The organism is Micromonospora sp. WMMD1120 (assembly GCF_029626235.1).
Lineage (GTDB): Bacteria > Actinomycetota > Actinomycetes > Mycobacteriales > Micromonosporaceae > Micromonospora.
Genome location: NZ_JARUBO010000005.1, coordinates 306365 through 322768 on the forward strand (window position 1 = coordinate 306365; position 16404 = coordinate 322768).

Consider the following 16404-nt stretch of genomic DNA (forward strand, 5'->3'; position numbering starts at 1 on the left):
CCCCAGGGGAATGAAGGAGTCTGGAGAACATGCCGGTATCGGTCACCATGCCCCGGCTCGGCGAGAGCGTCACCGAGGGCACCGTCACGCGCTGGCTCAAGCAGGAGGGCGACACTGTCGAGGTCGACGAGCCCCTGCTCGAGGTCTCGACCGACAAGGTCGACACCGAGATCCCGTCGCCCGCGGCGGGCGTGCTGAGCCGGATCGTGGTCGGCGAGGACGAGACCGCCGAGGTGGGCAGCGAGCTGGCCGTCATCGCCGGTGAGGGCGAGTCGACCGGCGGTGGCGAGGCCGCCGGGCAGGAGCAGGCCCCGGCCGAGTCGGTCGAGCCGGCCGCCGAGCCGACGGCCGCCGCCGAGGGCACCGCCGACGAGGTGGCCCAGGACGAGGCCCCGGCCGAGACGCCGGCTCCGGCCGCCGCCTCGTCGGGCGAGGGCACCGCGGTGAAGATGCCGGCCCTGGGCGAGAGCGTCACCGAGGGTACGGTGACCCGCTGGCTGAAGCAGGTCGGCGACACCGTCGAGGTGGACGAGGCGCTGCTGGAGGTCTCCACCGACAAGGTCGACACCGAGATCCCGTCGCCGGTCGCCGGCACGGTCCTCGAGATCAAGGTCGCCGAGGACGAGACCGCCGCGGTCGGCGCCGACCTGGCGATCATCGGTGCGGCCGGTGGCGCCCCCGCGCAGGCCGAGCCGGAGCCGCAGCCCGAGCCGAAGGCGGAGGCCGCCCCGACCCCGAAGGCCGAGCCGACGCCCGCGCCGAAGGTCGAGGAGCCGACGCCGGGCATGTCCTACAACGAGCCCGCCGCGGAGACCGAGAGCTCGGCGCAGCCGGCGAAGACCGAGCAGGCCGCGCAGCCGGCCGCGCCGGCCTCGACGCCGCCGCGCCCGTCGGCCCCGGCGCAGGGTGGCGGCGAGGAGGGTGCCGGCTACGTCACCCCGCTGGTGCGCAAGCTGGCCGCCGAGCACGGTGTCGACCTGTCCACGCTCAACGGCACCGGCGTGGGTGGCCGGATCCGCAAGCAGGACGTGCTGGAGGCCGCCGAGAAGGCGCAGTCAGCCGCCGCCGCTCCCGCCGCGCCGCAGCAGGCCGCCGCGCCGTCGGCGCCCACTGCCGCGCCGGCCGCGAAGCCGCAGCCGAGCGGCAAGCGGGGCACCACCGAGAAGCTGCCGCGCATCCGCAAGGCCATCGCCACCCGGCTGCACGAGTCGCTGCACGAGATGGCGCAGCTCACCACCGTGGTCGAGGTGGACGTCACCCGGATCGCCAAGCTGCGGGCGCAGGCGAAGGACTCCTTCCTCCAGCGGCACGGCGTGAAGCTGTCCTTCCTGCCGTTCTTCGCGCTCGCGGCGATCGAGGCGCTCCAGACCTACCCGGTCGTGAACGCCCGGATGGACCTCGAGGGCGGGACGATCACCTACCCGGAGGCCGAGCACCTCGGCATCGCCGTGGACACCGAGCGTGGGCTGTTGACGCCGGTCATCCACAACGCCGGTGACCTCAACCTGGGCGGCATCGCCAAGCGGGTCGCCGACCTGGCCGAGCGGACCCGGACCAACAAGATCAGCCCGGACGAGATCGCCGGGGCGACGTTCACGCTGACCAACACCGGCAGCCGGGGCGCGCTCTTCGACACCCCGATCGTGCCGTCGCCGCAGTCGGCGATGCTCGGCACGGGCGCCGTGGTCAAGCGGCCGGTCGTGGTCAACGACCCGAACCTGGGCGAGGTCGTCGCGGTCCGGTCGATGGTCTACCTGGCCCTCTCCTACGACCACCGGCTGATCGACGGTGCCGACGCGGCCCGCTTCCTCACCGCGGTGAAGGAGCGGCTGGAGGCCGGCAACTTCGAGTCGGAGCTGGGCCTGGCCTGATCCCCCGCACCCGCGAGACGGGCGCCCCGGTCGACGACCGGGGCGCCCGTTTTGCGTTCCACGGGTGTCAGCCGGCACGGCGTCCTCGGGTGTCAGCCCTTGAGCAGGGCGGTGGACACCTGCCAGAGCCGCTCGGCGGCCTCCGGGTCCAACGCGTACTCCGCGACGCCGGTCCGCCCGCCGGGTCGGGCCGGGGCGGCCTGCTGGCAGTCCTCGAAGTACCGTCCACCCACCCCGTCGAGCAACGGCGAGGCGGCGACCAGCACCGACGTGGCCGCACCCTGCTCGACGGTCTTCCAGGCCGCCGCGTTGCCGGCCCGCATCCGGTTCAGCTCCTCCTCGCTGACGTAGCGCTGGAGGTTGGTCTGGATCGCCCCCGGCATCAGCGAGTTGGTGAAGATGCCGTCGTCGGCCCAGCGCCGGGTCGCCTCCACGGCGAACAGCACGTTCGCCGTCTTGGACTGCCCGTACGCCTGCCACGGGTCGTACTCCCTGCGGTCGTACTGGATGTCCTCGAAGACCACCGGGGAGCGCAGGTGGGCGGCGGAGCTGACCGAGACGATCCGCGCCCCGTCCCCGGCCGCGAGGGCCGGGCGCAACCCGGTGGCGAGGGCGAAATGCCCCAGATGGTTGGTGGCGAACTGCATCTCCCAGCCCTGCGGGGTACGCGACAGCGGCGCGGCCATGATGCCGGCGTTGTTGACCAGGATGTGCAGCGGGCCGTCCCAGTTGGCGACGAAGTCGGCGACCGAGCCCTGGTCGGCAAGGTCGAGCGGGGCGACCAGCACCCGGTCGTCACCGGTGCTGGCGGTGATGTCGTCGGCCGCCCGGTGACCGGCGTCGGGGTTACGGACGGCCAGCGTCACCTGCGCGCCGGCGCTGGCCAACGCGCGGGCGGTCTCCACGCCGATGCCGGACGAGCCACCGGTGACGATCGCGCGCTTGCCGACGAGATCCACGCCCCGGATCACGTCCATGCCTGTCGATTCGTGCGTGAAGGGTGTGCTGATCGGGTCGCTCGTCGTCATCGTCAGTCCTTCGTCCGGATAGGGTGCCACCGCAGGCGGTGCTGTCTCGCCTTTCCCGGCTCGGGCGGAAGGTAACGCGGGAGCCCTCCGCCATCGCCGTTCGGGCCTCCGAGCAGGCCGGACACTGCCAGAGTGGGGTCGTGGGCGGCTACCGCAGGGGTAAGCAACTGGGACCGGCCGTCCCGATCGCCCCCGGCGCCCGGGTCGACAAGTTCGAGGTCTTCTTCGACCTGGTCTTCGTCTTCTCGTTCTTCATCATCACCCGGGCGACCGCCGCGAACATCACCGGTCGGCAACTGCTGCACGCCGCTCTGGTGCTCGCCGTGCTGTGGTGGATCTGGGTGGTGCACAGCCTGGTCGCCACCCGGGTCCGGCTCGGCGAGGGCTACGTGCCGGTGCTCATGGTGATCGCGATGGTCGCGCTGTTCGCGTTCGCGCTGGCCCTGCCGCAGGCGTTCGCCGACCCGAAGGGCAGCGCCGCCGGTCCGATGCTGGTGGCCATCAGCTACGTCGTGGTTCGGGCCGTACACATGATCCTGTACCAGCACGTGGTGCGCGACAGCCCGCAGCAGCGGCGGCAGCTACGCCGCTTCGCCCCGGAGCTGGCGGTGAGCATCGCGCTGCTGCTGGCCGCCGCGCTGATCCCCCCGCGGATCGCCGACCCGGACGACGCCGCCCTGGTTCGCGACGGGCTGTGGATCGCCGTGGTGGTGGTGCAGTACGCCACCGGGTTCATCGTCGGCACCTGGGGCTGGGGGGTGACCAGCGCGGAGCACTGGACCGAGCGGTACGACCTCATCCTGATCATCGCGCTGGGCGAGTCGGTGATCTCCACGGGCGTGGGCGGCAACCTGCTCGGCAAACCGGTCACCTGGCCGGCGGTGGCCGCCGCCGCGCTCGGCATCGTGATCACCGCCGCCCTCTGGTGGGCGCACTTCGACTTCATCGGTCCGGCCGCCCGGATCGCCCTGCACGCGGCGGAGGGCGCGCCCCGGGTGGCGATGGCGCGCGACGCGTACGCGTACGCGTACCTGCCGATGATCGCCGGGATCATCCTGTTCTCGATCGGCAACGAGGAGATCCTGCACGAGATCACCGACCCGGCCGGCGGGATCGCCGAGAAGATGGAGGGGCCGGCGGTGCCGATGCTCTTCGGCGGTCTGATCTGCTACTTCGCGGTCAACCTGCTGTTCCAGCTCCGCACCCTGCGCACCGTCAGCTGGACCAGGATCGGCGTCATCGTCGCGCTCACGGTGGCCCTTCCGATCGGTGCGCACCTGCCGGCGCTGGGCGTGCTCACCCTCGCCGCCGTGATCTGTGTGAGCCTGGTGGCAGTGGAGGTGGTGGTGATGTCCGGTTCCCGGCACGCGCTCCGGGCCGCCGTCTTCCACGAGCGGACCACCCACGAGGCCCACGAGGCCGCCTGGCGGGCCCGCTGGCACGACGTCCAGGAGACGGACGAGCCGACCACGCCGTGAGGCCGACAGGTCCGCGCGGCGGGGCCTCACCGGCCGGTCCGGTCCGGATAGACTTCGGCGCAGCGTCGCGGTGTACCCGGCTCGAAGGCCGCCGTGGGCATGGAGGCGCGGGGACCACATGGGACGCACGTGCACCCGACCAACACGCCGACCGGGCGGCTCGCCGCAGTCGGCAATCAGATGATCGAGATCCACCTCTGGCTCAGCACGGCGCTGGCCCGCATCCGGGCGCGCCTGGACAGCCCGAACCCCCCGGACGGCGCCCGGCCCTCCCGCGACCTGCGGGCGCACTGCCTCGCCTTCTGCGCCGCCCTGGGCCGGCACCACACCGGCGAGGACGCGGGCGCGTTCCGGCTGCTGGCCGAGGAAATTCCCGAGCTGCGCCCGGTCATCGACAACCTGATCGCCGACCACGAGGTGGTGGCGGGGATCCTGCGGCGGGTCGAGACGGTGCTGACCGGCGACCCGGCGGTACCGCCGAGCCGGGTGCGCGCCGAGTTGGACGGGTTGGCCGCCATCCTCGAGACGCACTTCCGGTACGAGGAGAAGCGGCTCGTCACCGCGCTGAACGCGCTCACCGGCCGCGCCGGGACAGCCGAGGAACTCCTCGGCCTGCCCCGGCCCTAGTCTGCGCGGCCTTCCCCGGCCCTGACCTGCGCGGCCCGCCCCGGCCCTGGGCTGCTCGGCCTCCGGCGCCGGGCCGCGTCACCCAGCCCCGGGCCACCCGGTCGCCGGGCTACTCGGCACTGGGCTACTCGGCACTGGGCTACTCGGCACTGGGCGCGACGCCGGGCTGCCGCTCGTAGAAGCGGATCTTCTCCCGCAGGTGGGCGTACTGGCGCTGGAGCAGCGCCATCTGCTCCTCGACCCCGACCGCGTGGTGGCGCAGCAGCGCGCACCGCTCGGCAGCGGTCTGCTCACCCTCGCGGGCCAGCTGCGCGTAGCGGCGCATCTGCGCGATCGGCATCCCGGTGTCCCGCAGGCACCGGAACAGCTCCAGCCAGCCGAGGTCGTCGTCGGTGAAGACCCGCTGCCCACCAGCCGTGCGCTCCACGTCGGCGAGCAGGCCGATCCTCTCGTAGTACCGCAGCGTGTCCAGGCTGAAGCCGCTGCGACGGGCGGCCTCGGAGGGGGCGTAACCGCTCATGTCGCGAGATGCTACTGCTTGACCTGGAGCGCGCTCCAGGTTGGAAAGTGGCGGCCATGACGATGACACGGACACTGGGCCGCAGCGGTATCACGGTGAGCGCGATCGGGATGGGCTGCTGGGCCATCGGCGGCCCGCTCTGGGGTGCCGAGGGGCAGCCGTTCGGCTGGGGCGACGTGGACGACGACGAGTCGATCCGCACCATCCGCCGTGCGCTCGACCTCGGGGTGACCCTCTTCGACACGGCCAGCAACTACGGCGCGGGGCACAGCGAACGCGTCCTCGGTCGGGCGCTGGCGGGCAGACGCGACAGCGTGGTGATCGCCACCAAGTTCGGCAACGTCAGCGAGGAGGCCACCCGGCGGGCCCTCGGCACCGACGCCAGCCCGGCCTTCGCGGTCCGCAGCCTGGACGACTCGCTGCGCCGACTCGGCACCGACTACGTCGACCTCTACCAACTGCACATCAACGCGCTGCCGGTGCCCGCCGCGCTCGACCTGGTCGACACCCTGGAGGACCTGGTCCACCAGGGCAAGATCCGGTCGTACGGCTGGAGCACCGACGACCCGGCCTCGGCGGAGGCGTTCGCGGCGGCCGGCCCGCACTGCGTCGCCATCCAGCACGACCAGTCGGTGCTGCGCGACAACGCGGCGGTGCTGGCGGTCTGCGACAAGCACGACCTGGCCAGCCTCAACCGTGGACCGCTGGCGATGGGGCTGCTCACCGGGTCGACTCGGGCGGTGGGGGCGGACGACGTACGCGGGCGGGCGCCGGATTGGCTCGAGTGGTTCACCGACGGCCGGCCGACGCCGCGCTGGGCGGCCCGTGTCGAGCAGGTTCGCGCGGCGCTCACCGCCGACGGGCGCACCCTGGCGCAGGGCGCGCTGGGGTGGCTGCTGACCCGCAGCCCGCGTACCGTCCCGATCCCCGGCCTGCGCACCGTGGCCCAGGCCGAGGAGAACCTGGCGACCCTGGCGCTCGGCCCCCTGAGCGCGGAGTCCCACGCCGAGGTGGAGCGACTCCTGAAAGACCTACGCACCCCCTAAACCCTCCCGCCCCCGCTCCCGCCCCCGCTCCCGCCCCCGCTCCCGCTCCCGCTCCCGCTCCCGTCGATCTTGCACTCGCTGTTGTCGTTTTGCCCCTCTGATGCCGTTGTGTCGCGACAGTATGTGCAAGATCGGCGGGAGCGGGAGCGGCGGGGGCGCGTCCACGGACGGCACTGTGGACGAAGATGGGGGTATGCGGATTCTTCTGGCCGGCGCGTCCGGCTTCCTCGGCACCCGGCTCGCCGACCGGTTGAGGACGGACGGTCACGAGGTCGTCCGGCTCGTCCGTCGAGGGCCGCGCACCCCCGACGAGCGGCAGTGGGACCCGGCCGCCGGGCAGCTCGACCCGAGCGTGGTCGCCGAGGCGGACGCGGTGGTCAACCTGGCCGGCGCGGGCGTCGGCGACAAGCGCTGGGACGACGACTACCGGCGGCTGATCCGGACCAGCCGGGTGGACAGCACCACCACCCTGGCCACCACCATCGCCGCCCTCCCCGTCGCCGACCGGCCCCGGGCGCTGCTCAACTCCTCGGCCGTCGGGTGGTACGGCAACACCGGCGACCGGGCGGTCGAGGAGGACGCGCCGGCCGGCGAGGGCTTCCTGGCCGACGTCTGCCGGGTGTGGGAGGCCGCGACCCGGCCGGCGGAGGACGCCGGGGTACGCGTGGTTCGACTGCGTACCGGCCTGCCGCTGCACCGTGACGGCGGGCTGCTCAAGCCGCAGTTGCTGCCGTTCAAGCTGGGCATCGCCGGTCGACTGGGCAGCGGGCGACAGTGGCTGCCGTGGATCTCGATGGCGGACTGGCTGGACGCGACGGTGTTCCTGCTGACCCGCGACGACATCGCCGGCCCGGTCAACGTGGTCGGCCCGAACCCGGTCACGAACGCCGAGTTCACCCGCGAGCTGGCCCGCCAGCTACACCGACCGGCGATCATCCCGATCCCCGCCCTGGCGCTGAAGGTGGTCCTCGGCGGCTTCGCCCACGAGGCCCTGACGAGCACAAGGGTCCTCCCCGGCGTGCTGACCAGAGCCGCCTACCCCTACCACCACCAGCACCTCCCCGAGGCCCTCCAAGCAGCCCTAACCACCTGACCCCCCGCACTCCACCCCATCCAGGCCCCCACCCCCAGATAGCCCCGTTGATCATGAAGTTATCGCCACTCGCCTCGGCGTGTCGTGTCGATAACTTCATGATCAACGAGGTCAGGGCAGGGGGGCAGGGGGGCAGGGGGGCGGGGTAGGGGGTTAGCAGCCTAGTACCCAGGTGTTGGGGGCGGTTTGCTTGAGGGTGCTGGTGTAGAAGGTGTTGTACAGGCCCATCCGCTGGTTCGAGCCGTTGGCGTAGGCGTACCCGCCGGACTGGTACGCCCGACCGGCCGCCACGTGCGCGTAGTTGCTGGCGGTCACGCAGGTCGGCGGCGTGGTCGGGGTCGGGGTCGGCGTGGGGGTGGGGGTGGCCGTCGGGGTCGGCGTCGGGGTCGGGTTGCCGCCGCCGCCGTTCAGGCCGAAGAAGAGCGCGTCCCGGTACGTCGAGCAGATGGTGTCCAGGAAGTAGGCGGTGGCCGTACCGCACTGGTCGGCGCCGGAGCCCGGGTCGACGGGGGTGCCGTGGCCCATGCCGGAGATCCGGTAGAGCCGGACGACGTCGTTGCCGTAGACCTCCAGCCTGGTGTTGCCGGGCAGCGACGAGGTGCTGGTCGGGGTCTGCGACACGCCCCGCACGTTGGTCCACTGGTCGCGGGACTCGGTGCCGTTGAGCGGGGTGACGGTGGTGTCCGAGGTGCCGTGCCAGATGGCCACCCGGGGCCGGGGTCCGGTGTAGCCGGGGTACGCCCCGCGCACCAGGTCGCCCCAGGCGGCCGGGGTCTTGTCCGCGCCCGGGTTCATGCAGCTGAACGCGTTGACCATGCTGGTGGCGCAGCGGTACGGGATGCCGGCGATGATCGATCCGGCGGCGAACACGTCCGGGTAGGTGGCGAGCATGACGGCGCTCATCGCCCCGCCAGCGGAGAGACCGCTGACGAAGACCCGGGAGCCGTCGACGGCGAAGTTCGCCTTGGCGTGGTCGACCATCTGCTTGATCGACAACGCCTCGCCCTGGCCGCGGGTGGTGTCCCCGGACTCGAAGAAGTTGAAGCAGGAGTTGGCGTTGTTGCCGGAGGGCTGCTGGGCGACGATCAGGGCGAACTTCCACTGGTCGGCGTACTTCTGCCAGCCCGAGTTGGCGAAGTAGCCGGACGCGTTCTGCACGCAGCCGTGCAGCAGGACGACGGCCGGCGAGTTCGCCGGCAGACCGTCCGGACGGTAGGCGTACATGGCGAGGTTGCCCGGGTTGGAGCCGAACCCGGTGACCTGGGTGAGCGTGGCGGCCTGCGCGGGCGCGGCGACGGCGACCACGCCCGCTGCGGCGAGGACGAGGCCGGCGACCGCACCGATCAGCCGGGTGAGGATGGACGAGGAGCGGCGCACGGCGGCCTCCTGAGGGGGACTGTGAACTGGGTCACTGTCGAGTTGCCGAGACGTTACGACGATGTGTCGCCGTCATGACATGGGGCGATCTCACACATTCACGGCAGCCGTTGTGTACGCCAGACCGTCGACCAGCGGTGCGGGAAGGGGCACCCGGAACAACCGCCGGTCTGACCGGCCTGTCCAGGTCCGGTTGGTAACGTCCGCTGCGTGCCATCCTCGCCGTCGCTGGCCACCGGGCCCGCCCCCGCGTCACCTCCGCGCGCCGTCCGGGATCGCCGGGCCGACCTGATCGTCGTGCTGGTGGCGCTCGCGCTCGCCGTCTGGGTGACCAGTGGGCTGTGGCGGGACCCGAACGCCCGCACCATCACCGTCAACTCCAGTGACCAGGCGCTCTTCGAGTGGCTGCTGGCCTTCGGCGGGCACGCTGTCACCCACGGCGACAACCCGCTCTTCACCAGCCTGATCAACGTCCCGGACGGCGTGAACCTCGCGGTCAACACCTCGATCACGGTGTACGCGGTGGTCTTCGCCCCGCTCACGTACCTGATCGGGCCGCCGGCGACGTTCCTGGTCATCCTCACCCTGAACCTGTTCGCCACGGCGCTGGCCTGGTACTGGCTGCTCTCCCGGCAGCTTGTCCGCAGCCGGCTGGCAGCCGGGGTCGGGGCACTGTTCATCGCCTACTCCCCCGGCATGGTGTCGCACGCCAACGCGCACCTGAACTGGACCGCCGGCTGGTTGGTCCCGCTGCTGATCTGGCGGCTGTTCGCGCTGCGCCGACCGGGGCACTGGCTGCGCGACGGGGTGATCCTCGGCGTGCTGGTCGCGGTGGCCTTCTCGATCGCCGCCGAGGGGCTGTTCTTCACCGCGCTGGCCCTCGGCGTGTTCGTCGCCGTCTGGGCGGCGCACCCGACGAACCGGGTCGAGGCGCGTGCCGTGTTGCCCACCTTCCTGCGCGGGCTCGGGGTGACCGCGGTCGTCGCCGGCGTGCTGCTGTCGTACCCGCTGTGGCTGCACTTCGCCGGGCCGCAACGGTTCCACGGCACCGGCTTCGACCCGGTGATCCATTCTGAGGACATCGCGGCGTTCGGCGCGTTCCCGCGCCGATCGCTCGCCGGCGAGGCGGGGCTGGGCACGTCACTGGCGCCGAACCCGACCGAGGAGAACTCGTTCTTCGGCATCCCGTTGCTGGTGCTCGCTGTCGTCTGCTTCGTCGCGCTCTGGCGGCGGGCCGACCCCGCCCGGCGGGCCACGCTCTGGGCGCTGGGCGTCCTCGCGGTGGTCTTCACAGTGCTCTCCTTCGGCCCGGTGGCCAAGGTCGACGGGCGACGGACCGACCTGCCCATGCCGTTCGACCTGCTGGGGCAACTGCCGGTGGTGAACGCCGCGCTACCGGCCCGGCTGGCGCTCGTTGTCGCGCCGGTGATCGGGCTGCTGCTGGCGTACGCCGTCGACCAGTTGCGCGCCGCACCACCTCGGCACCGCTCCACCGAACTGGCGTGGCTGCTCGGGTTCGCGGTGGCCCTGGTGCCGCTGCTGCCCACCCCGCTGCTGACCGACGAGCGGGAGCCGATTCCCCGCTTCATCACCTCCGGGACGTGGCGGGACTACGTCTCGCCGGACGGGGTGCTCACCCCGGTGCCACTGACGGTGGACATCTACCCGGACGGTCAACGGTGGCAGGCGTACGCGTTGTCGCACCGGCAGGGCGAGTTCGAGATCCCCGGCGGCTTCTTCCTCGGCCCCGGCGGGCCGGACGGGCGGGGCCGGATCGGCCCGGTGCCGCGCACCCTCAGTGCGTTGATGGACCAGGCCGGCCGTACCGGGCTGGTGCCGATCATCACCGACGGGACGATCCAGGAGGTCCAGTCGGACCTGCGGCACTGGCGGATCGAGACGGTGGTGCTCGCCGACCAGGTGCACGGCGCGAAGTTCGAGGTCGACGAGGAGGCCCTGCGGCGTACCGCCACCAGCCTGTTCGGCGAACCGGAACGGGTCGACGACGTCTGGCTCTGGCGCATCCCACCGGCCGACAGGTAGACCACCGGCCGACAGGTGCACCGCCAGCCGACAGGTGCGCCGCCCGCCGGGGCATCCTGATCGGCGCACCGTCGCGTCTAATGGTGCGATGGGGACGACGGGCGGGCGACCGCGGCGCGGGGCAACCATCGGGGTCGCGCTGGCGGTGCTGGCGCTCAGCGCGCCCGCGGCAACGGCAACGGCGGCGAGTCACCCGTCCACCACGGCGGCCGACCGCACGGCAGCCGCGTCGGTGCCGACCGCCGCGCACAACCCGTGGTTGTGGCAGGCCACCGTCGGGCAGCGCCCGGCCGGGCCCGCCGCGCTGGTCTTCTTCACCCCCCGGACCCGCTACTTCGAGTCGACAGGTGTGCTGGTGGGCCGCGACGGCGGCTACCGGCTCATTCCGTTGCGCGTCGGCGAGGGGCACGGGCTGGTCTCCCCCGACGGGCGGCACTACCTGCGACCGCAGACCGGCGAGTTGCTGGACCTCACCACCGGCCGCCAGCGCCGGGCCATGACCGACGGGGTGAGCCTCTTCGACTGGTCGCCGGACGGGCGACGGGTGCTCGGCACCCGCAGCAACGACGACGACGTGATCAGCTTCGGGCCGGACAACCAGCAGCTCAACGACCCGGAGAAGCCCGACGACCTGCTCGTCGTCGATCCGTACCGGGGAACCGAGCAGGTGGTCGCCGCCGGCGTCTTCGCCGCGCACCACGGTGCGGCCTGGTCGTCGACCGGCGACCTGGTCGCGGTGGCCGGTCCGCCCGACGAGCCCGCGTTGCTCGCCGAGCGCCAGCGCCTGGTGGTGGTCGACCCGAACGGCGGCGGCCCCCGCTGGCACCTCGACCTGGGCGACCGCCGGATGCTCGCCGGGCCGGCCGCCTGGCACCCCGACAACGGGCGGATCGCGTTGCTCGCCTTCGACGGCTGCGCCGGCCCGCGCTGCGCCGTGGAGCAGATCGAAGCACGCCGCTGGCGGATCGAGTTCGTCGACGCCACCTCCGGCCGCGCCGTCGGTCAGCCGCTTCCGCTCGCCGCCGGCGTCAACAGCATCGTCGGCTGGCGCGGCGCCGACCCGGTGGTGCGGCACGTGAGCGGGACCGAGGCCGACACGGACCGCCGGGCCACGCTCGCCGTGCTGTCTGACGGAGGGGCCCGGGAGGTGCTGGTGACCGGCCCGCCCGGGTCGACCGACCTGGCGGTGCCGGGGGACCTGCTGCGCCGGTACGCCTTCGGTGGGCCGGAGCGCCGACCGTCGCCGTTCGCCGCGCCGCTCTGGTGCTACCTGGCGCTGGCCGCGCCGGTCCTGCTCGCCGTCGTCCTGGTCCTGCGCCGCGTCCGCCGTCGCCGGGGTTCGGCGACGACACCGACCACCACCCCGGCACCCTGGACCTGACGCGTGACCAGGCCACTGGTGAGGCGACTCACCAGGGCTGGTCACCGCCGACCGGACTACCCTGGGGACGTGACGACGACGACCCCCGGCCTGACGGCCGTCCGTGCCGGCCTGCTCGACTACCAGGCCGCCTGGGACGAGCAGCGGCGCCTGCACGAGTCGGTGGTGGCCGGCGAGCGCGGCGACACAGTGCTGCTGCTGGAGCATCCGAGCGTCTACACGGCCGGTAAGCGCACCGAGCCGTGGGATCGGCCGATGGACGGCACCCCGGTCGTCGACGTGGACCGCGGCGGCAAGATCACCTGGCATGGGCCGGGGCAGCTCGTCGGTTACCCGATCCTGCGCCTGCCCGACCCGGTGGACGTGGTCGCCTACGTGCGCCGCACCGAGGAGCTGCTCATCGACGTGTGCGCCGAGTTCGGGTTGACCGCCGGCCGGGTCGAGGGGCGCAGCGGGGTCTGGGTGCCCGCTGACGACCGGGGGCCGGCCCGCAAGGTGGCCGCCATCGGCATCCGGGTGGCCCGGGGCGTCACCCTGCACGGCTTCTCGATCAACTGCGACTGCGACCTCACCCACTTCGACCGCATCGTGCCGTGCGGCATCCGGGACGCCGGCGTCACCTCGCTCACCGCCGAGCTGGGCCGCCCGATCAGCGTCGCCGACGTGCTCCCGGTGGTCGAGCGACGCCTCGCCACCCTCGTCACGCTCTGAGCGGATCCGGCCGCGTGCCGGGGTGACCGCGGGTCGGCCTACCCTCGGTGCAATGCACATCGACCTCATCACCGTTGTCGTCACCGAGTACGACCCGGCCATCGCCTTCTTCACCGAGGCGCTCGGCTTCGAGTTGGCCGAGGACTCGCCGTCGCTGACCAACGACGGGCGGCCGAAGCGCTGGGTGGTGGTCCGCCCGCCGGGCGGTGGCACCGGGTTGCTGCTGGCCCGCGCCGACGGCGAGCGGCAGCAGGCCGCGGTGGGCGACCAGACCCACGGCCGCGTCGGGTTCTTCCTCCAGGTCGACGACTTCGACGCCGCGTACCGCCGGATGGTCGAGACGCACGTCGAGTTCGTCAAGCCGCCACGCACCGAGCCGTACGGCCGGGTCGCTGTCTTCCGCGACATCGCCGGCAACCTCTGGGACCTGCTCGGCCCCGCCTGAGCCCGCTGCCGGCCCACCCCGTCGGGTGGGCCGGCAGGGCGGGCCCTACGGCGTCAGCCGGTGCAGGTCGCGCGGGAACGCGGTGACCTCCCGGATGTTGGTCGCGCCGACCAGCCGGGCCACGAACCGTTCCAGGCCGATGGCGAAGCCGCCGTGCGGCGGCATGCCGTGCCGGAACGCGTCCAGGTAACCGGCGTACGGCTCGGGCGACTCGCCCCGGGCCGCCAACGCCGCCAGGTAGTCGGCGTGCCGGTGCAGCCGCTGCCCGCCGGTGACCAGCTCCAGACCACGAAAGAGCAGGTCAAACCCGTTCGAGTACGCGGGCCGCGCCGGGTCCGGGTGGGTGTAGAACGGGCGTTTCGCCATCGGGTAGCCGGTGACGAAGACGAAGTCCGAGCCGTGCTCGCGACGGGCCCACTCGCCCAGCGCCCGTTCGTGGGCGGGCGCGAGGTCCGGCTCGTCGGCGGGCGCGCCGGCGATCGTCAGCGCCTCGGTGAAGTGCACCGCCGGAATCTCCGCCGGCACCGCCGGTGGCGTGACGCCGAGCGTGGCCAGTGCCCCGCCGGCCCGCTCGCCGACCGCGTCCAGCATTCCGGCCACCGTGTCGCGCAGCACCCGCATGACGTCCCGGTGGTCGGCGACGAAACCCACCTCCGCGTCGAGCGACGTGTACTGCGCGAGGTGACGGACGGTGTCGTGCGGCTCGGCCCGGAAGACCGGCCCCACCTCGTAGACGCGTTCGAAGACACCGACCATCAACTGCTTGTAGAACTGCGGCGACTGGGCCAGGTACGCGGGCCGACCGAACCAGTCCAGGGCGAACACGTTCGCCCCGCTCTCGGTGCTGGAGCTGACCACCTTCGGGGTGTGCACCTCCACGAAGGCGAGCGCGTCGAGCGCGGCCCGGAAGCCGCCCACCGCCGCCGCCGAGATCCGTAGCGCGGCCGACCGGGTGGGGTGTCGCAACGCGGCGGGCGCGTGGTCCAGCTGGGTGGGCAGGCTCGCGGTGAGCACCGGCCGGTACAGGTCGAACGGGGGCGGCACGGCGGGTGGCCCGAGTGGACGTACCGTCGGAGCGGTCAGCTCGACCCCGGCGGGCGCCGTGGTGTTCGGCGTGGCCGTGCCGACCACCTCGACGACCGTCTCCTCGGTCAGTTTCTCCAGCTCGGCGCGGACGGTCGGGTCGGTCACGACCACCTGGGCCAGGCCGGCGGCGTCGCGCACGATCAGGAAGGCCACCGACTTGAGCAGTCGGCGTCGGTGCACCCAGCCGGCGATGCGCACCGTCGAGCCGACGTGGTCGGCCAGGTGGTGGGACAGGATTCGTTGCATGGCGGACTCCTCGGTCGATCGCCACGCCGTCGCCGCCCGGGGGAGGCGATGCGTCGCGTCAGCCCCAGGGAGGTGTGGGCGAGCGGGAACCTCGCGGTGCCACCACACCTTCGCCCCCGCCGGAGCGGGGACCTCGTTCGTCGCCTGATGACCGGGGCCAACCGGGCGGGATCTACTGGGCGTCTCCGCCGTTCTTCCCGCAGCTCGGGAGGGTCTTCGCACCCCGGCGCCAGACCGCCTCTCAGCACCGGCGGCTCTCTGCTCTGGCGGGGTTGGGGGCTACTCGGCTCCGTCGTCGCTGTTGGCGGGGACGTTAACACGAGACGACCACGCGTGTGACGCCATTTTTCGACGGGCCGGTGTCCGGCGTCACAAGGTTTGCGGCGTGACGCCGGTCGCCCGACGCACATAGACGCCCGCCGTCCGGCGTAGGCTCGTTTTCGTGACGATCGAGCACTCCGCGCCGACGACCGGCCAGGCAGCGCGTACCGCAACGGCGGCCCCCGAGGGGCGGCGTCTGCTGCGGATCGAGGCGCGCAACGCCGAGACGCCGATCGAGCGCAAACCGCCGTGGATCAAGGTCAAGGCCAAGATGGGCCCGGAGTACACCCAGCTTCGCGGGCTCGTCACCCGGGAAGGGCTGCACACCGTCTGCCAGGAGGCCGGCTGCCCCAACATCTACGAGTGTTGGGAGGACCGCGAGGCGACCTTCCTCATCGGCGGTGACCAGTGCACCCGACGCTGTGACTTCTGCCAGATCGACACCGGCAAGCCGGCCGAGTTCGACGCCGACGAGCCGCGGCGCGTCGCCGAGTCGGTCGTCTCGATGGGGCTGCGCTACGCCACCATCACCGGCGTCGCCCGGGACGACCTGCCCGACGGCGGCGCCTGGCTGTACGCCGAGACCGTCCGCCAGATCCACGCGCTCCAGCCCGGCTGCGGCGTCGAGCTGCTGATCCCGGACTTCAACGCGGTTCCCGAGCAGTTGGCCGAGGTGTTCGGCTCCCGCCCGGAGGTGCTGGCCCACAACGTGGAGACGGTGCCGCGCATCTTCAAGCGGATCCGGCCGGCGTTCCGCTACGAGCGCTCCCTCGACGTGATCCGGCAGGCGCGCGCCGACGGCCTGGTCACCAAGAGCAACCTCATCCTGGGCATGGGCGAGGAACGGGCCGAGGTCTCGCAGGCGCTGCGCGACCTGCACGAGGCCGGCTGTGAGCTGATCACCATCACGCAGTACCTGCGCCCCTCGCCCCGGCACCACCCGGTGACCCGCTGGGTCAAGCCGGAGGAGTTCGTGGAGCTGCGCGAGGAGGCCGAGGAGATCGGCTTCGCCGGGGTGATGAGCGGGCCGCTGGTCCGCTCGTCGTACCGCGCCGGCCGGCTCTACCAGCAGGCCATCGACGCCCGCGCCGCCGCCTCGGTGGTCACCGCCGGCTGACGACCGCCCCGGCG

The 16404-nt window shown here is 72.7% G+C and carries 14 protein-coding genes; 10 read left to right on the forward strand and 4 right to left on the reverse strand.

Annotation, left to right across the window (positions count from 1 at the left end):
* Window positions 1–29: 29 nt before the first annotated feature.
* Window positions 30–1871, forward strand: coding sequence for a 2-oxoglutarate dehydrogenase, E2 component, dihydrolipoamide succinyltransferase (gene sucB, locus O7634_RS01450; protein WP_278148370.1), 1842 nt, complete (start codon window positions 30–32; stop codon window positions 1869–1871).
* A gap of 92 nt (window positions 1872–1963) precedes the next feature.
* Here sucB and O7634_RS01455 read toward each other — a convergent pair whose 3' ends face one another.
* Window positions 1964–2899, reverse strand: coding sequence for an SDR family NAD(P)-dependent oxidoreductase (locus O7634_RS01455; RefSeq protein ID WP_278148371.1), 936 nt, complete (start codon window positions 2897–2899; stop codon window positions 1964–1966).
* A gap of 140 nt (window positions 2900–3039) precedes the next feature.
* Here O7634_RS01455 and O7634_RS01460 point away from each other — a divergent pair, with 140 nt between their 5' ends.
* Window positions 3040–4377: a low temperature requirement protein A gene (locus O7634_RS01460; protein ID WP_278148372.1), complete on the forward strand. Its 1338-nt coding sequence runs from the start codon at window positions 3040–3042 to the stop codon at window positions 4375–4377.
* A gap of 129 nt (window positions 4378–4506) precedes the next feature.
* Window positions 4507–5004, forward strand: a complete 498-nt coding sequence (locus O7634_RS01465) for a hemerythrin domain-containing protein (RefSeq protein WP_278148373.1) — start codon at window positions 4507–4509, stop codon at window positions 5002–5004.
* A gap of 139 nt (window positions 5005–5143) precedes the next feature.
* Here the strand turns inward: O7634_RS01465 and O7634_RS01470 are convergent, their stop codons facing one another.
* Window positions 5144–5524 carry a MerR family transcriptional regulator gene (locus tag O7634_RS01470; RefSeq protein ID WP_278148374.1) on the reverse strand — a complete coding sequence of 127 codons (381 nt, stop codon included), beginning with the start codon at window positions 5522–5524 and terminating at the stop codon, window positions 5144–5146.
* Between the two features lie 56 nt (window positions 5525–5580).
* On the opposite strand from O7634_RS01470, the gene O7634_RS01475 reads away from it, so the two are divergent.
* Together O7634_RS01475 and O7634_RS01480 are read left to right on the forward strand one after the other, a co-directional pair.
* A complete protein-coding gene (locus O7634_RS01475) occupies window positions 5581–6570 on the forward strand; it encodes an aldo/keto reductase (protein WP_278148375.1) in 990 nt (329 codons plus the stop codon).
* A gap of 193 nt (window positions 6571–6763) precedes the next feature.
* On the forward strand, window positions 6764–7663 hold the full coding sequence (locus tag O7634_RS01480) for a TIGR01777 family oxidoreductase (RefSeq protein ID WP_278148376.1): 900 nt from the start codon (window positions 6764–6766) through the stop codon (window positions 7661–7663).
* A gap of 153 nt (window positions 7664–7816) precedes the next feature.
* On the opposite strand, the gene O7634_RS01485 is transcribed toward O7634_RS01480, so the two are convergent.
* Window positions 7817–9040 (reverse strand): PHB depolymerase family esterase, encoded by a 1224-nt coding sequence (locus tag O7634_RS01485; protein WP_278148377.1) that lies wholly within the window; start codon window positions 9038–9040, stop codon window positions 7817–7819.
* Between the two features lie 210 nt (window positions 9041–9250).
* On the opposite strand from O7634_RS01485, the gene O7634_RS01490 reads away from it, so the two are divergent.
* From O7634_RS01490 to O7634_RS01505, 4 genes are all read left to right on the forward strand, one after another.
* Window positions 9251–11083 (forward strand): DUF2079 domain-containing protein, encoded by a 1833-nt coding sequence (locus O7634_RS01490; protein ID WP_278148378.1) that lies wholly within the window; start codon window positions 9251–9253, stop codon window positions 11081–11083.
* Window positions 11084–11171: 88 nt separating this feature from the next.
* Window positions 11172–12464: a hypothetical protein gene (locus tag O7634_RS01495; RefSeq protein WP_278148379.1), complete on the forward strand. Its 1293-nt coding sequence runs from the start codon at window positions 11172–11174 to the stop codon at window positions 12462–12464.
* Window positions 12465–12533: 69 nt separating this feature from the next.
* A complete protein-coding gene (gene lipB / locus O7634_RS01500; RefSeq protein ID WP_278148380.1) occupies window positions 12534–13175 on the forward strand; it encodes a lipoyl(octanoyl) transferase LipB in 642 nt (213 codons plus the stop codon).
* 52 nt (window positions 13176–13227) lie between these two features.
* Window positions 13228–13620, forward strand: coding sequence for a VOC family protein (locus tag O7634_RS01505; protein ID WP_278148381.1), 393 nt, complete (start codon window positions 13228–13230; stop codon window positions 13618–13620).
* 45 nt (window positions 13621–13665) lie between these two features.
* Here the strand turns inward: O7634_RS01505 and aspS are convergent, their stop codons facing one another.
* Window positions 13666–14952 carry an aspartate--tRNA(Asn) ligase gene (aspS, locus tag O7634_RS01510; RefSeq protein WP_278148382.1) on the reverse strand — a complete coding sequence of 429 codons (1287 nt, stop codon included), beginning with the start codon at window positions 14950–14952 and terminating at the stop codon, window positions 13666–13668.
* 442 nt (window positions 14953–15394) lie between these two features.
* Between aspS and lipA the strand changes: the two genes are divergently transcribed.
* Window positions 15395–16390 carry a lipoyl synthase gene (gene lipA / locus O7634_RS01515; protein ID WP_278148383.1) on the forward strand — a complete coding sequence of 332 codons (996 nt, stop codon included), beginning with the start codon at window positions 15395–15397 and terminating at the stop codon, window positions 16388–16390.
* Window positions 16391–16404 lie beyond the last annotated feature (14 nt).

Excerpts from the sequence above, each read along its gene's own strand:
- aspS (WP_278148382.1), bottom strand. The coding sequence starts at position 14,952 with ATGCAACGAATCCTGTCCCACCACCTGGCCGACCACGTCGGCTCGACG.
- O7634_RS01475 (WP_278148375.1), top strand. The coding sequence starts at position 5,581 with ATGACGATGACACGGACACTGGGCCGCAGCGGTATCACGGTGAGCGCG.
- O7634_RS01505 (WP_278148381.1), top strand. The coding sequence starts at position 13,228 with ATGCACATCGACCTCATCACCGTTGTCGTCACCGAGTACGACCCGGCC.
- sucB (WP_278148370.1), top strand. The coding sequence starts at position 30 with ATGCCGGTATCGGTCACCATGCCCCGGCTCGGCGAGAGCGTCACCGAG.
- O7634_RS01495 (WP_278148379.1), top strand. The coding sequence starts at position 11,172 with ATGGGGACGACGGGCGGGCGACCGCGGCGCGGGGCAACCATCGGGGTC.
- O7634_RS01470 (WP_278148374.1), bottom strand. The coding sequence starts at position 5,524 with ATGAGCGGTTACGCCCCCTCCGAGGCCGCCCGTCGCAGCGGCTTCAGC.
- O7634_RS01455 (WP_278148371.1), bottom strand. The coding sequence starts at position 2,899 with ATGACGACGAGCGACCCGATCAGCACACCCTTCACGCACGAATCGACA.
- O7634_RS01480 (WP_278148376.1), top strand. The coding sequence starts at position 6,764 with ATGCGGATTCTTCTGGCCGGCGCGTCCGGCTTCCTCGGCACCCGGCTC.